Consider the following 16,377-nt stretch of genomic DNA (forward strand, 5'->3'; position numbering starts at 1 on the left):
AAGCCTCCCCCTTCGGTCACACTTCGTTGTGCCCTACCCCCTCTGCGCCCTCAAACGCCGGGCGCAACGCGGGCTAGAACTTAAAAATCGTTTTATGGAAATATTTCTCACCAGGATTCAGGACACAAGTCGGGAAGCTTGGTTCGTTGATTGCGTTCGGGAAGCGCTCTGTCTCAAAGCAGATACCGTCGTGAGGCTTGTGAGTTACACCGCCCTTTCCGATTTTTCCGCCGATATAGTTTGCCGTGTAGACGTGAACGCCTGCCTGGTTCGTGAACATTTCCATGCTGATTCCGCTTTCGTCTGACCAGATTTTTCCAAAGCGGACGAGACCTGTCTCGTTTCCGCCTGTGATGAAGCACTGGTCGTAGCCGTTTTTGAGCGGCTCAACCTTGTCGCAGTCCTTTCCGACCAGTTTTTCACTAGTGAAGTCGAATACAGTTCCGGCTACGTCGAGGATTTTTCCGGTTGGTGCCGAGTCTGCGGCTGTCTCAAGGATTGACTTGCAGTCAAGCTGAAGGTGATGGCCTTCTACGCTGCCCTTTCCGTTGAGGTTGAAGTAAGCATGGTTGGTAAGGTTGAGAGGTGTTGCCTTGTCGCTTGTTGCAGAATATTCCCAGATAAGCTCGTTTTTGTCGTTGAGCTTGTAGATTACAGAAAGTTCGACGTTTCCAGGGAAGCCCTGCTCGCCGTCCGGGCTAGTTCGTGTAAATTTTACGCCCTCGCCCTCTGAATCAGAATATTTCTCGCCCTTCCAAAGCTGTTTTTCGTAGCGTGTGTTTCCGCCGTGAAGGCAGTTTTCGCCGTCATTTTTGTCGAGAGTGTAAGTTTTTCCTTCGAGGCTGAATTTTGCACCGCGGATTCGGTTTGCAAAACGGCCTACAATTGCGTTGTGAGCCTCAGTTCCCTTTTTCCACTGGTCAAGAGTGTCGAATCCAAGAAGGATGTCAACTTTTGAGCCGTCCTTTGCAGGCACATAAAGGTTTGTGATTGTGCAGCCCCATTCAATTGCAGTAAAGCTGACTTTTCCGTTTGATACAGTGAAAGCTGTAATTTCGTCGTCCAGTTTTTTAACTTCTGTCATAAAATTCCCCTTTTACAGAGCCTCAACAAATTTCATGAACGAGGCTCTTCCTTCATCAGTGTATTTATAAACGCCCGCATGTTCAAGGACTTTAGAGAATACATGACCGACTTCTTCCTTAAGGACTGAATCACACTTTTCTTCGCTCATAGATGCAAAATCGTATCTTTCCCGGAGTTCTGCCACCCAGTCAGCGTGCTTTGAAAGATTCTCGTCACAAGCAATGTCTTTTCCAGCACGCAAGGCTGTGTTCAAGTCTAAAAGCTCAGTCTTGAGTCGCCCCGGCAGAATCGCAAGTCCCATGACTTCAATCAGGCCGATATTTTCCTTTTTGATGTGGTGAAGCTCTGCGTGAGGATGATAGACTCCAAGCGGATGCTCAGCAGTCGTGATGTTGTTGCGTAAAACCAGGTCAAGCTCAAAGAGTTTTCCACGGCGGCGGGCAATCGGATTCAATGTATTGTGCGCCTCTCCGTCAGTCTCAGCAAATATAAAGGCACTTTCGTCAGAGTAAGCGCGCCACTTTTCAAGAACATGCTCTGCAAACTCGACAAGCCTCTCTTTTTTCTCGCCTGCGACACGGATAACGCTCATCGGCCATTTTACGATTCCGCATTTTAAATCTTCAAAGCCCTTGACCGTAAATTCCTTTTCAACAGGAGCCTTTGCCATCGGGAACTCGTAAGCTCCGCCCTGAAAATGGTCGTGGGTAAGGATTGAACCGCCGACAATCGGCAAGTCCGCGTTGCTTCCAAGAATATAGTGAGGGAATTTTTCAACGAAATCCAAAAGTCTCTCGAAAGTTTTTCTGGAGATTGCCATGGGCGAATGCTCGAACTTGAAGACGATACAGTGCTCGTTGTAGTAGACATAAGGAGAATACTGGAAGCCCCATTTTTCTCCGGCAAGTTCAATCGGAATAATGCGGTGATTTTCGCGGGCAGGATGATTTACACGACCGGCGTAGCCCTCGTTTTCCTTGCACAAAAGGCACTTAGGATAGCCCGCCTGCTTCATGAGCTTGGCAGCGGCGATTGCCTTGGGGTCCTTTTCTGGCTTAGAAAGATTGATAGTGATATCCATGTCTCCGTATGGAGTTTTTGAAATCCACTTTAAGTCCTTGCAGACACGGTAACGGCGGATATAGTCAGAATCCTGACTCAATTTATAGAAAAAGTCCGTAGCCTCTTTGGGAGACTTTGCGTAAAGCTCATTGAATTTTTTAATGATGTTCGATGGTCTGTCAACCATTACGCTCATAAGGCGGGCATCAAACAAATCACGGTAAACAACGCCCTCTCCCCCGGTAAGTCCCTTTTCAACGGCATAATCAAGAATGTTTTTGAGGATGTCTTCAAGGTCAGAAATTTCAACGTTCGGAAGAGAAGAAACATCCTCGTCCTTTTCAAATCCGTCAAGATTCAAAAGAAGAAGAAACTGGTTTTTGACGAAAATCAAGTCCTCTTTTTCAATAAGCCCTGCTTTAAGTCCATAAGAAGCAAGGCGGTTAATCTCATTGTAAATGCTCATGACTAATATTGTACAACCGATTGCACAAAATTATCAATAGAAATTTACGATTTTTGATAGCGGTACTATCATTTTTTTTCAATTTTTCATAAAAAAACTCCAGTCGTGATGACTGGAGTTAAAAATATACACAGATAGACACAGATTAGCACCGATTACAAATTTCATATTGCAAAACACATAATCTGTGAAAATCTGTGTTAATCTGTGGATTAAAATTATTTCTTTGCTTCGATTGCGTCGATGTAAGAAAGATTCAATCTTCCCTGCTTGTCAACTTCGAGAAGTTTTACAGGAATCTGCTGTCCTTCCTTGAGAACGTCAGTTACCTTCTCTACGCGGCCGCGTGAAAGTTTGGAAATGTGACACAAGCCTTCTTTGCCTGGCAAAATCTCAACGAACGCACCGAATTCCATGATTCGTTTAACAGTTCCGTTGTAAATTGTGCCGACTTCCGGGTCTTCGCAGATGCCTTTAACGGCGATTTTTGCTTCTTCGGCTGATTTGCCTGTTTTGCCGTAAATCTGAACTGTTCCGTCGTCTTCTGTGTTGATTGTAACACCGTACTGAGCGCAGAGAGCCTTGATGTTCTTTCCGCCTGGTCCGATGAGGGCGCCGATCTTGTCCGGAGCAATCTTCATTGTGAGGATTTTCGGAGCGAACGGGCTGATTGGCTGAGGCTTGTCGATGCACTTCTCCATGATTGAAAGGATGTGCAGGCGGCCAGCTTTTGCCTGTGCCAAAGCGTTCTTCATGATTTCTGTTGTAACGCCGGCAATCTTGATATCCATCTGGAAGCCAGTGATACCGTCTTTTGTACCGGCAACCTTGAAGTCCATGTCGCCCAAGTGATCTTCTTCACCGAGGATATCAGAAAGAATCTTGTAGCGTCCGTATGGATTGTCGCCTTCCGGCTCTGTGATAAGGCCCATTGCGATACCGGCAACCATCTTTTTCATTGGAACGCCAGCAGCCAGCAATGAGAGACACCCACCACAAGTTGAAGCCTGTGAAGATGAGCCGTTTGATTCCATAATCTCTGAAACTACACGGATTGTGTATGGGAATTCTGACATTGGAGGAATCATTGGGGCCAAAGAACGGCGAGCCAAGTTTCCGTGACCGATTTCGCGGCGGCCAGTTGTCAGGCGGCCTGTCTCACCAACTGAATATGGCGGGAAGTTGTAGTGGAGGATGAAGTTTTCGCTTCTCTCTCCGTCGATATCGTCGAGAACCTGTGCGTCGAGTGCTGTTCCCAAAGTTGTTACAGCGAGAGACTGTGTTTCACCGCGTGTGAACAAAGCCGAGCCGTGAGGACGTGGGAGAACGTTGACTTCACAAGTGATTGGGCGGATTTCGTCGCATTTGCGTCCGTCGATTCGCAAGCCCTTGTCCAAAATTGATTTTCGGAGAAGGTTGTACTGAATGTCATCGAAGCACTGGTCAAAGAGCTTTTTCTGGATTTCGTCAGCGAGCTGCTCTGCGTGATTTGCAACAACCTGCTTTTTAACCTCAGAAATTGCCTTGCCGCGGTTCATTTTGCCGTCCTGGAAGCAGGCTTTTTCCAAAAGTGGTGTTGCTTCTGCGATGATGGCATCCTTGTTCTCAAGCTCAACATTGAGTGGAGCGAGAGGAAGCTTTTCTTTGCCGCATTTTGCAACAAGCTGTTCCTGAAGCTCACACATTGCTGTGATAAAGCCCTGTGCCTTTTCGAGGGCGCCGAGCATGATGTCTTCAGAAACTTCGTTTGCACCGCCTTCTACCATTGTGAAGCCGTCTTTTGTACCGGCAACAACGATTTCAAGCTCTGCCTTTTCCTGCTGCTGGAATGTCGGGTTGATGACATATTCACCGTTGATGTAAGCAACACGAGCGGCTGCGACAGGGCCGTGGAACGGAATGTCAGAAATTGAAACTGCAGCAGAAGAAGCGATAACTGCAAGAATGTCCGGCGGGTTGATTCCGTCAGATGAAACGCATGTTGGAACAATCTGAATTTCGCGGCCGAAGCTTACTTCAAAAAGCGGGCGCATCGGGCGGTCGATAAGACGTGAAACAAGGATTTCCTTGTCCTTTGGGCGTCCTTCACGCTTGATGAATCCGCCAGGAATTTTACCAGCTGCATAATATTTTTCGTTGTACTCAACTGTAACAGGAACGAAGTCCAATCCCTCTTTTACTTCTGATGAAGCACAAACTGTAGCAACGATTGCTGCACCTGCATACTGTGCATATACACAACCATTTGCCTGCTTACCGATTTTACCAGTCTCAAGGATAAGTTCGGAATCTCCAAGTTTGTAGGTTACTCTTTCTACAGACATAATTTTACTCCTACATACATCACTACATCCGATGTACGTTTTAAATATAATAACTTTATAATTTTAAACTATTATAAGATAATAATCAATGAAAAGTTTTCAAAATGGGCAAAAAAAAAATCCCACCAGACATCTGCCTGATGGGATTGCAAAAAAAACAGAATTATTTGCGGAGGCCGAGCTCTTTAATGAGTGAGCGGTATGTCTCGAGGTCTTTTCTCTGGAGATATTTGAGAAGAGAGCGGCGAGCACCGATTACTTTGAGCAAAGCGCGTTTGCAGCTTGTGTCTTTTGGGAAGTTCTGTGAGTGTGTTGTGAGCTGCTTGATTCGTTCTGTGAGAAGAGCGATCTGAACTTTTGTGTTACCTGTGTCAGCCTCGTTAGCGCCGAATTTGCTGACCAAAGCAGCTGTTGTTTCTTTTGTAAGTGCCATTTACTTACTCCTTAAAAATATAAATTTTACTGGCTTATAAGAACTGAATTGACCGAACAAAGCCACTGATTAAATTATCAGAGAATGCGAGGCGAAGATTCCCATCCTCTAATGTACAATCAGAATTGGCTGCACGGTAATTTTGTGCTTCACCAGATTTTTGACTAAAATCGTAGAAACTCACAATCGTTTTGTAAGTTCCTTCGGGAGGCAAAAGCTGCGCACCCTTTTTTGCAGCATAAATTTGATTTTTGCCCTGTTTGTGCCAATTGAAACCAGTGCAATCAAGCTCGAAATTCTTTAGAAGCATTTTTTGAGCCTGATGGAACTGACGCTCCAGAACACAAGTTCGGATCCTGGAAGAAGAAACCTTTTCGCCTTCAAAAATAACCGAATCAATTGTTTGGACAGCAAAATCTAAATCTGCCGCGATATTTTTGATTTCTTCCATGCCGACAAGACCTTTGTAACCGCAGTGGAAATCTGATCCTTCTGCAAGATACTTGAGCCCGCAATTCTGCACCAGCACATTAAGAAAATCACGTCCTTCTATTCTACCGAATTCAGAAGAAAAGTCAATGACTATGGCAAATGCAAATCCTTGTTCCGTAAGATTTTCGATTTTTTGAGACAATGAAACGACATCGCCTTCGTAAGACTGCGGATTTTTATAGCCACGGAGTGAGCGCGTAAAAGTAAGCACTCCCGGAACAAGTTTATTTTCTTTTTGCGCAATAACTGAATCAAAAATCGCCCTGTGTCCCAAGTGAGAGCCGTCAAAACTTCCGATTGTGATTGCAGTGCCGGCATTTTTTAATTCTTCCGGGAATTTTCCGTTTACAACCTGATCCCAGGAAAAAATCTTCATTTTTTGCTCAGGGTAATGAATCACAAAACCGTAATTGAGCAGAAATTTATTGCCGTCAGCCTTTTTTGTGATGACTCCGCCAAATTTTCCGTCATCATAAAAAACAGCGACTTCATTTTTGACGTTCTCGCTGTTTAAATCATGGACGAACATCTTAGCCTTTAAAGGACGGCCATTGTTAAAATCATTGATGTAGCGGTGGGCAAGAACGGCTGTGTCCATGCCGCAAAGTCGGGCAAGATCCATGTCCATATCAAGAAGATGTGAACGGATTTGAGAATACAACTTTTCATCATCAGCAGGATTTTTTGGCGAACAATCAGCACCGACTGCATCCTCGAGCTTGAACGGCCCTACCCGCGTGCGCTTGAGTTCTTTGAGATGAGCGACACTTCCGCAGGCCGAAGCAATATCACGGGCAAGCGAGCGAATGTAAGTTCCTTTGGAGCATGAAATTTCGATTCGGGCAAAATTATCATAAAAATCAAGCAATTTAATAGAAGAAATTGTAATTTTTCTGGCTTTTAATTCGACAGCCTTTCCCTCACGCATCAAGTCACTGGCCCTTTTTCCGTCAACATGAAGGGCGCTGTAGGCAGGAGGAACCTGATCAATCTCACCTAAAAACTGGGGAAGGACGGCTTCAACTTCTTCTCTGGATGGGATTTTTCCTGTTTTAATGACCTGACCAGTCGGGTCCAGGGTGTCAGTTTCGCTTCCGAATTCAACAAGGGCTATATAAGTTTTGTCAAAATTTGTGATATGGGGAACTAAATGAGTGAGTTTTCCTACAAGAACGACCAGAAGACCGTCGGCAAATGAATCCAGCGTGCCTGTATGACCGACTTTTGTGGTGGAAAGTGCGCGCTTGACCGAGGAGAGAGAAGAAAAACTTGTGAGACCTGCCTGTTTTGCAAGCAGAACAATACCGGACAAGCCTGAATCCGAGTTCTTATTCTTTTTCATCTATATAATTGAAAAAAGACTAGCAATTTTACGATTGGGTGTCAAGTTAAAGTCATTAAGATTTTCTTTAACTATCTTGACATTTTTTTTTCAAAAAGATATAAATAGAATATCACACGACAATGAGGTCGCAGGAAGGCAATTCTTGCGACCTTTTTTTGTGTTATTAACATGGCAATGAAGCCGTGAGTTCAAATTTGAATTCGCGGCTTTTTTTATTATCGACGATGGTGTCGGGCATGTGCGCAGTGTCTGATGTTATCGTCGATTTTTTTGCAAAAATAGGAGGTAAAAAAATGCAAGATTTATGGAGTGTATGGTTCTTAATTGGTGCCGCATTCGTATTCTGGATGCAGGCAGGTTTTGCGATGGTGGAGACAGGTTTCACACGCGCAAAAAACGCCGGCAACATCATCATGAAGAACCTGATGGATTTCTGTATCGGAACCGTAATGTGGTTCCTGATTGGTGCATCAATGATGCTTTCTTTCACAGATCCTGTAACAGGTGAAGTAAGCAAAGGAATCTGGAGCGTTCTCGGAAAACCCGGCTTCTCAGTTTTCAGCGACTATGCTCACTTTGATTTCTCAAACTTCGTCTTCAACCTTGTTTTCTGTGCCACAACAGCAACAATCGTTTCTGGTGCAATGGCAGAGCGAACAAAATTCAGCTCATACTGTATCTATTCAGCAATCATTTCTGGTATCATCTACCCTATCGAAGCTCACTGGACATGGGGCGGCGGATTTTTGGCACAGTGGGGCTTCCACGATTACGCAGGTTCAGCATGTATCCACATGGTAGGCGGTATCTGTGCCCTGATTGGTGCCGCAATGGTCGGTCCTCGTATCGGAAAATTCACACGCGATGCAGCCGGTAAGGTCACAAAGGTAAAGGCTTTCCCTGGCCACAACCTGACAATCGGTGCCCTGGGTGTATTCATCCTCTGGTTGGGCTGGTACGGATTCAACGGTGCTGCCGCAACTGACGTTCCAACCCTCGGTTCAGTATTCCTTACAACAACTGTAGCTCCTGCTGTTGCAACTGTAGTTACAATGATTTTCACATGGATTAAATATGGCAAGCCTGATGTTTCAATGTGTTTGAACGCCTCACTTGCAGGATTGGTTGCAATCACAGCTCCATGTGACGTTACAGACTGTGCTGGTGCGGCAATCATCGGTGCCGTAGCAGGCCTGCTCGTAGTATTCGGAATCTGGCTTTTGGACTACAAGCTCCACATTGATGACCCGGTTGGTGCCGTTGCAGTTCACATGATGAACGGTATCTGGGGTACAATTGCCGTAGGTCTTTTCGCCACAAAATCAGCTCCAGGATTTGAACTTGCAGGAATTCAGGAAGGTCTTTTCTACGGCGGCGGATTTGCCCAGCTCGGAAAGCAGTTCGGCGGCATGTTCATCATCATGCTCTGGACAGTCCTTACAATCACAATCCTTTTCACAATCATCAAGAAAATCATGGGATTGCGAGTCAGTGTTGAGGAAGAAATCATCGGTCTTGATAAGATTGAGCACGGCTTGGATTCAAGCTACTCAGGCTTCGACATCGAGCAGCACTATTCAAGCGCAGAGCTCAAGGCAGCTGCTTCTGCCGGCGTAAAGGTTCCGGAAGAAAAGGCTGTTCCGGTCGTCAAAGTTCCTTCAAGCAAGCCGGATGCAAAATTCCACAAGGTTGTCATCGTAACACGTCAGACAAAATTCGACGAAATCAAGTCTGCAATGAACGACATCGGAGTAACAGGTATGACTGTAACAAACGTACTTGGCTGTGGCGTACAGCACGGTGCAGGAGAGTTCTACCGCGGTGCTCAGATTGATATGACACTTCTTCCTAAGATTAAGGTTGAAATCGTCGTAAGCGAAGTTCCTGTTGATTTGGTTGTCACAGCCGCCAAGGAAGTTTTGTACACAGGCCACATCGGCGACGGAAAGATTTTCGTATACGATGTTGAGAATGTAATCAAAGTAAGAACCGGCGAAGAAGGTTACGACGCTTTGCAGGACTAAAAATCTTTCAAACAAGAGATAGAGGGGAATGTCTTCAAGGGCATTCCCCTTTTTTTTGGATTTTTCTGACTTTTTTTCATTTGCATTGCCGAAAATCAAAGAACTTTTTGACAAGCCGGTCGCAGAGTTGTCAGAAATTGAGTTCTGGAGTATTCTAATAATGGCAGAAGAGAACAAGAAAGCACGGCTTCTGCTCAACAAACTTACCAGGATGCAGGAGGAAATGGACATGGCACAGGCACTTTTGAATCAGATGAGCCGCGACCAGCAGGAATGGGAAAACCAGATCGGCTACGAAAGATTTGTCCATGACTGCATCTCGCGCGAAAAATACGCCTTCATGCAGGGCGAAAAGCAAGCTTCCATTACAAACGCGAAGAAAATGCTGACTGACTGTGTTCCTGAAGAACAAGTTGCAAAATGGACTTCACTGCCATTGGAACAAGTGCTGGCTCTTAAAGAAAAATTGAAAACGGGAAGTTAAAACTTTCAAACAAGACGTAACAGGGAATGTCCGTGAGGACAGTCCCTGTTTTTGCCGTTGCAGGAAATTCCGCTGGCGAGCAAGGGAGGCTTTGTTTGTTTCAGCTCGTTCCTTCCTTTTATATGATAATAATTATACGTAAATATTTTTTTTGTTTTTTGGGAAAAGTTTTTTTATACTTTTGCCATACGCCACAATGCATCAGCAGAATTTCCTTCCGTAAAAATAATTTCATATTCTGATTTCATGGCTTCTACTCTTCATCTGTTTTTAATTTAGAGTTTTCTAAAGAATTTAATTCGCTAATGTTTCCCCACTTCACAGAAGTTTTTTTCTTGCGAGAATTACTTTTAATCTCTTTATTAGCATTTTTTAGCAATCCCTCTGTATATTTCAGAACTTCATTATTCATAGTAACTTCAAGTTTTTTTTTGCATTCAGAATCTGGATTTCTAACCATCATAACATATCCCATTTTTTCATTTGGAAAAGAATAACCTCGATGTAACTTTAATTCTTCTTCATCCCAGTTCTTTTCTTTTTTGATTAAAACTATTGAATATTTTCCATCCTCATTATGTACATCATCACACCAAATATTTTTATCAATAATTCCCAGAGACTTAATTTCAAAAGTTGTATTATCTGCAAAAAACTTGAATTCATCAGCAGTAGGTAATCTGTATCCGTCAGAATCCCGACTTTTTACATCAAATACAAATTCACCATTGCAGATTGCAGGATTTTCTATCTGATAGCACGGAGTCAGATGTTCTATTTCAGAGCGCAATATGCATAAACACACAGCTTCATACCATGTGACAGGTATATCAAGTGCAATATGTTTATCGATAAGAGCATCATCAGGTATTTCACAAACCTCATGAAAATTTTTGTTTTTATTCAACTCTTCTCTAAATGAATTTAATCGTTTCATAAGAAGTTGAGTACTTTTTTCCCTTTCATTTTCAGATAAGTCTTTAAGATAAACAATACCGCTCATTTTACAACCTCGCAAATTTCCGTAATTCGTGTGCCTGGACAATGCAATCATCAGGGAAGCCCCCCCCTTGCCCCCTGCCGATAAAATGAATCGAATAATCATTCTTCATTGTATTAACAGCATCCAAAGTATCGCCATCAGTTAGGCATGCACAGAAAACTATCTCACATCCCTTATCCCGAAAAGTTTCCAGATGAGATTTTATGAACTTTTCGTACTTATCATCTATTAAAAGTCCAATCTTCGGGGTATTTTTCCCACTTAGAATATAAACAGTATCTGTATAAAGTTCCTCTTCTTGATAATCAGGATATAAATTCTTCAGCATTTCTCTTAACGCTTTAAGAGTCTTTTTTTTTCCAGTGTTCGTTGCCCCCTGTAATACAAACATCTCATTCATATTCGTTTTTCTCCCTTTGAAAAATCTTTCTCATTCCGCCCCCTGCACATAGCTCAACGAACCGTATTGTGCAGAAGTGCGGATTTAGCTTGCAAACTTTCTAAACTCTCTCCGTAAGTTACATTTACATCTACAGAGACACATTTCCATCAGAGCAATGCACGACAGTAGCGGCGACATCTTCTTTCCAACGTGAACCTTTTGTAATGCTGTTCCATTCTGCTTTAGTTCCTGCAAAATTGATTGTTGAAAGATTTTTGCAATATAAGAACGCCCTCCCCCCTATGCTCGTCACACTGCCAGGTATCTCCACGCTCGTAAGTCCGCTGCATCCAGAGAACGCATACTCTCCTATGCTCTTCACGCTGTCTGGTATCTCCACGCTCGTAAGCCCGCTGCATCCAGAGAACGCATACTCTCCTATGCTCTTCACACTGTCCGGTACTACTAGCCCGGTAAGTTTTTCGCCATTTATATATAAATCAGCTCCATTACAACATGGATTGCTATCCACCCCTTCAAACTGAATTCCCAGCCACTGCTCTATCGTTCCTGCGTAATACACTGTTTTAAGTCCGCTGCATTTAAAGAACGCACTAGATCCTATGCTCGTCACGCTGTCTGGTATCTCCACGCTCGTAAGCCCGCTGCATCCAGAGAACGCATACTCTCCTATGCTCGTCACACTGTCTGGTACTACTAGCTTGGTAAGTTTTTCGCCATTTATATATAAATCAGCTCCATTACAACATGGATTGCTAGCCACCCCTTCAAACTGAATTCCCAACCACTGCTCTATCGTTCCTGCGTAATACACTGTTTTAAGTCCGCTGCATCCAGAGAACGCATACTTTCCTATGCTCGTCACGCTGTCTGATATCTCCACGCTCGTAAGTCCGCTGCAGTAATAGAACGTATTTTCTCCTATGCTCGTTACGCCGTTTCCTAACTCCACACTCGTTAGTCCACTACATTTAGAGAACGCACCGTTAAACAGTTTTCCGCCTGTTACTTTTACTTTTTTCAATGATGAAGGAACAGTATCGAATATATATTTAAACTCTATTGATTTACTTTCGATATCTGCACTGGCACCGACAAACGGAATTGTAATACTTTCAAGGGAGCTGCATTCAGAGAATGCCCCTTGTCCTATGCTCATCACACTGTCTGGTACCTCCACGCTCGTAAGCCCGCTGCATCCATAGAACACATACTCTCCTATGCTCGTAACGCCGTTTCCTATCTCCACGCTCGTGAGTCCGCTGCATCCAGAGAACGCAAATTGCCCTATGCTCGTCACACTGTCCGGTACTACTAGCTCGGTAAGTTTTTCGCCATTTATATATAAATCAGCTCCATTACAGCATGGATTGCTATTCCACCATTCAAACTGAATTCCCAGCCACTGCTCTATCGTTCCTGCGTAATACACTGTTTTAAGTCCGCTGCATCCATAGAACGCCCCTTCCCCTATGCTCTTCAAGCTGTCTGGTAAAGCAATTGCCGACAAATTAGAACATCCACGAAATGATTTTGTCGGTTCAGAAGATGCGCTTTCCAAATAAGTCAATCCTGAGGTTCTGGACAAATCCAGGCTAACGCGTATCTCTGAATTCTTACTTTCCAAATTTTTTAATGCAGAATTTATTTCGCGTATTTTTGACTGTGTAATTTCACCCGTCACAAGCAGACTTGCACTTTTTGTGAGCGACTTTATCTTGTTCACTATTTCACTTGAGGTTAATTCATTTACCCAAACAGCATAAAGAACAACCCTTCCGCCTTGTTCCGGGCAGAGACTTGCAACAGTCTGCTTATCGGCATACTCTGCGTTTTCTGAGTTCTTATCGGTTGTCCACCCCATAAATACTTTACCATTATAAGAAAATAGATTCTTTGGCAATTCAACATCTTCACCACATGCGGCTTTAAGATTGTCCATTGAACCTGTGGCATCATTAATATTTGCATTAAAAATTATCGTGTAAGTTTCTTTCCATTTCGCATACAGTGTAAGCTTTCCTGTACACCCCTTTTCGATTTTTTCAAGCTGACTTTCTGCTTCAAATGTGGAGCTTGTATACCATCCGCCGAAAAAGTAATCCTCACGAACCGGATCTTTTAATGTAAAACTAGATTCTACTGTATATTTTTCAGGATTCTCACTGTTGTTACTACCATCATTCAGCACATATTCAATGTCATATTCGATTATTTCCCATTTTGCATAAAGCGTGAGTCTTCCGCTGCTGCCTTTTTCTATTTTTGACACTTTACTTTCATCTGCAAATGAATCATCCGTGTACCAGCCTGCAAATTTATACCCTTCACGTGTCGCATCCTTAAAATCAAAGGTATCATCTTTTGCCGTATAAGCTACCGGATTTTCCGCACTGTTCGTTCCGCCGTTCAGTTCATAAGTAATCTTGTAAGGAGCTGGCAGCAAAATCACATTGCTGAATTCTGATTCTTCCTCCTCTGAATACGCTTTGATTGCAATATAAAGATTTTTTTCGTCAGATGTATTTTCAACCACATATTCTGTATTCTGGATTTCTTCCGGCTCTTCCGTAAACAGAGCTGCATTAAAATTCTTTACATCAATGAAGCCTTCCGTCTCGTACTTGAAAATCTTATATTTTTCTGCATACGGAACGGTGTTCCAGGCAATTCCCGAAGCAGTTCTGAATATCGTGATGTAGTTTCCTGTCCGGAGAGTTTCTTCCCCCTTGCTGGTGCTGCCGTTTGAAACTTTCACAAGGGTCGTGTAATAGCTTTTTGGCTCGGCAGAATTTGCCGTGCTGTCATAGATGTAAAATTTGAGGACGTAATATCCGCTCTGCACATCTGATTTTTGAAAAACGACAGATGAATATGGGTGTTCATCAATGATTTTTTCTTCGGAAGTGATTTCCAAAGTCTTTTTTGCCAGAACAGTAATTTCGCTGTCAAGGCCAGTCTGAAAATTTTGTGCAATGAGAACCAGTTCAGCCTTTACACAACCTGTCTCAAGCTTCGGATACCAGAAAGTCACATCAATATCGCCACGGCCGGCAACTTCCTTCATATAAAAGCCGAGTGAATTCAAACCATAGCTAATTGTTTTTGAAATCGTATCCTCTAAAAGCTGTGTGTTGCTGTCCAGATATGCTTTAAGGGTGAAAGACCAGTTTCCTACATCAACTTCAATCACCTTTTTTTCCTTCAGCTTGCTGTATGTCACCCATGTCGCAATTTTTCTCTTGACGGAATCATTAGGACCGCTTCCCCAAAGCTCATAAATAAAGTCTTCTTTATTCAGAGTTGTTGGCATGATAGTCCTTTCGGGCTGAGATTCTTCCAAAGAAACTGTAATATAAGCCTTTTTAGAAGAAGAGATTTCCCCTGCAGTCATTTCTTCCGAAGAATTATTGTCTGTATCAGAATCAGAGCATGAGAGAACAAAAAAAGATGCGCACAAACATAAAAAAATGGATTTAAAGATTTTCTTCATTTAATTTTCCTCCTATCGCAATGTAAATTCAGCCGTTGCCGAATACCGGTTTCCATCATCATCAGTAACGATGACCATTATCGTGTGATTTCGTTTGTCGCTTACAAGTGACTGCGTGATTTTGCAGAAACCGTCCGTAATTGACTGGGCCTTGTCGTCTATCCACCATTTGTATTTTTTGAAGCCGTCTTTTGCGATGAACATATTTGTTTTCTCGTAATAGGAAAGCAGGCCATCTTCATCAGTAAAATCCCTGATTGTTACATTCAGTGAGAAACTCAGAGACTTTATGACATCAACTCTGTATGTCACGGTCTTTTCACCGTATGTAATCGTTATTGTCTGCTCCCCCTCAGAGTCCAGTGTTTCTGGAGATACGCTAAATCCACTTTCAATAGTCTTGCTTGTTCCATCAGAGTATGTTGCAAGAAGCACAGTTCCGTCCGTATCAACCGAATCACCTATGTCGTATAAGGTTTTATATGGCTTTGTCATGAAAGAAAGACCTGTCAGTTCATTGTAAACTTCAACATCGAATGTCACAGTTTTACCTTCATAAGTTACCGTGACGGTTTGACTTCCAACAGAGTTCAGTTTTTCCGGTGACACCGTGAAGCCGCTTTCTATCGTCTTTTTTGTGCCGTCAGAATATGCTGCGATAAGTTCCGCGCCACTGACATCAACAGATTCTCCGTATTTGTATTCCGTTTTTGCAGGATTTCTATTGAAGTATATTGAAGAAAGTTCTGCTTCTTTAACGACAAGCATCCATACTGCATAAAGCGTGACCACTTCTCCATCAGTTGAAGAAAGGTCTTTTACGCTAGCACCGTCCGCATAGTCCGCAGAAGTTGCACTGCTGGTTTTTGCCCAACCCTCAAATGTAAAGCCCGTTCTCAAGAATGTGCTTTTTGGCAAAGTAAGAACTTCCCCCTGAGAAGCGGCAATATCGCTCAGAGAGCCAGATGCATCAGAAGCGTTTGAGTTGAAACGAATTGTGTATTTTATAGTTTTCTGTTCGTCTTCCTTTTCGGACGGCTTTTCCTGCTCCTGCTCCGTCGGTTTATCCTGCTTGCCAGGTTCATCGGTCTGTGCAGGATTATCAGTTTCACCAGGCTTATCTTCTTCCTCAGTTTTTCCAGGATTTTCATTTTCTCCCGGCTTATCTTCTTCATCAGTTTTCCCCGGATTTTCCCCTTCTCCCGGCTTATCAGTATTCTCAGCTTCTGTATTTTTCACCCACACAGCATAGAGAGTTATGTCTGAATTGACGATTACAGAGTCACCGTCATCATAATTCGCACTTATCGCAGTTGCAGAACGAGCCCAGCCCGCAAAGGTATATCCCTCACGGCTTACGCCAAGCCCCTTCGCTTTTTCAAGCTTAAATTCTTTATTTGTTTCTATATTATTGTATGAAATTGAGCCTTCTCCGCCGTTTGCATCAAGGGAAAGTGTGTAATACGTTTTTCCATCTTCCGTTTTCTTGCCATCATCTTCCTTTTCGCTTTCGTCTGAGTCCTTGGATTTTTCATCTTCATCTGTTTTCTCAGTCTTCTGATTTTCATTTCCGCTGTCACCAGAACTGTCAGTAGAACAATTTGCAAATAAAAAGAACATTGCCGCAAGTAATGCCACTACAGAAAGGATTTTTTTCATAATTCGCCCCCACGATCTTGCATCAAAGTTGACACTCAATTGAGTTACACTTAAGTATATATTATGCTATTTGAGTTTTCTAGGCAATATAAATTGCTCATTG

The 16,377-nt window shown here is 43.2% G+C and carries 11 protein-coding genes; 2 read left to right on the forward strand and 9 right to left on the reverse strand.

What is annotated here, in order from left to right; genetic code table 11:
- Positions 1-73 precede the first annotated feature (73 nt).
- The 5 genes from HNP76_RS04040 to truB form a co-directional block, all read right to left on the reverse strand.
- Positions 74-1,084: an aldose epimerase family protein gene (locus tag HNP76_RS04040; protein WP_184657739.1), complete on the reverse strand. Its 1,011-nt coding sequence runs from the start codon at positions 1,082-1,084 to the stop codon at positions 74-76.
- Between the two features lie 12 nt (positions 1,085-1,096).
- Positions 1,097-2,614 (reverse strand): UDP-glucose--hexose-1-phosphate uridylyltransferase, encoded by a 1,518-nt coding sequence (gene galT / locus HNP76_RS04045; protein WP_184657741.1) that lies wholly within the window; start codon positions 2,612-2,614, stop codon positions 1,097-1,099.
- A 218-nt stretch (positions 2,615-2,832) separates the two neighbouring features.
- The gene (gene pnp, locus HNP76_RS04050) at positions 2,833-4,938 is read right to left on the reverse strand and encodes a polyribonucleotide nucleotidyltransferase (RefSeq protein ID WP_184657743.1); all 2,106 of its coding nucleotides are present in this window, start codon (positions 4,936-4,938) and stop codon (positions 2,833-2,835) included.
- A 163-nt stretch (positions 4,939-5,101) separates the two neighbouring features.
- Complete coding sequence (gene rpsO, locus HNP76_RS04055; RefSeq protein WP_184657746.1) at positions 5,102-5,371, reverse strand: 30S ribosomal protein S15; 270 nt, start codon at positions 5,369-5,371, stop codon at positions 5,102-5,104.
- Positions 5,372-5,405: 34 nt separating this feature from the next.
- Entirely contained in the window at positions 5,406-7,205 is a 1,800-nt protein-coding gene (truB, locus tag HNP76_RS04060) for a tRNA pseudouridine(55) synthase TruB (RefSeq protein ID WP_184657748.1), read from the reverse strand.
- 296 nt (positions 7,206-7,501) lie between these two features.
- Here truB and HNP76_RS04065 point away from each other — a divergent pair, with 296 nt between their 5' ends.
- On the forward strand, positions 7,502-9,232 hold the full coding sequence (locus HNP76_RS04065; protein WP_184657750.1) for an ammonium transporter: 1,731 nt from the start codon (positions 7,502-7,504) through the stop codon (positions 9,230-9,232).
- 28 nt (positions 9,233-9,260) lie between these two features.
- On the forward strand, positions 9,261-9,716 hold the full coding sequence (locus HNP76_RS04070; protein ID WP_184657752.1) for a hypothetical protein: 456 nt from the start codon (positions 9,261-9,263) through the stop codon (positions 9,714-9,716).
- Between the two features lie 253 nt (positions 9,717-9,969).
- Here the strand turns inward: HNP76_RS04070 and HNP76_RS04075 are convergent, their stop codons facing one another.
- From HNP76_RS04075 to HNP76_RS04090, 4 genes are all read right to left on the reverse strand, one after another.
- Complete coding sequence (locus tag HNP76_RS04075; RefSeq protein WP_184657754.1) at positions 9,970-10,719, reverse strand: hypothetical protein; 750 nt, start codon at positions 10,717-10,719, stop codon at positions 9,970-9,972.
- A 1-nt stretch (position 10,720) separates the two neighbouring features.
- Positions 10,721-11,119, reverse strand: coding sequence for a hypothetical protein (locus HNP76_RS04080; RefSeq protein WP_184657756.1), 399 nt, complete (start codon positions 11,117-11,119; stop codon positions 10,721-10,723).
- Positions 11,120-11,249: 130 nt separating this feature from the next.
- Positions 11,250-14,615 carry a leucine-rich repeat protein gene (locus HNP76_RS04085; protein WP_184657758.1) on the reverse strand — a complete coding sequence of 1,122 codons (3,366 nt, stop codon included), beginning with the start codon at positions 14,613-14,615 and terminating at the stop codon, positions 11,250-11,252.
- 12 nt (positions 14,616-14,627) lie between these two features.
- Positions 14,628-16,274, reverse strand: a complete 1,647-nt coding sequence (locus tag HNP76_RS04090) for an InlB B-repeat-containing protein (RefSeq protein ID WP_184657760.1) — start codon at positions 16,272-16,274, stop codon at positions 14,628-14,630.
- Positions 16,275-16,377 lie beyond the last annotated feature (103 nt).

This window comes from Treponema ruminis (genome assembly GCF_014201975.1).
GTDB lineage: Bacteria > Spirochaetota > Spirochaetia > Treponematales > Treponemataceae > Treponema_D > Treponema_D ruminis.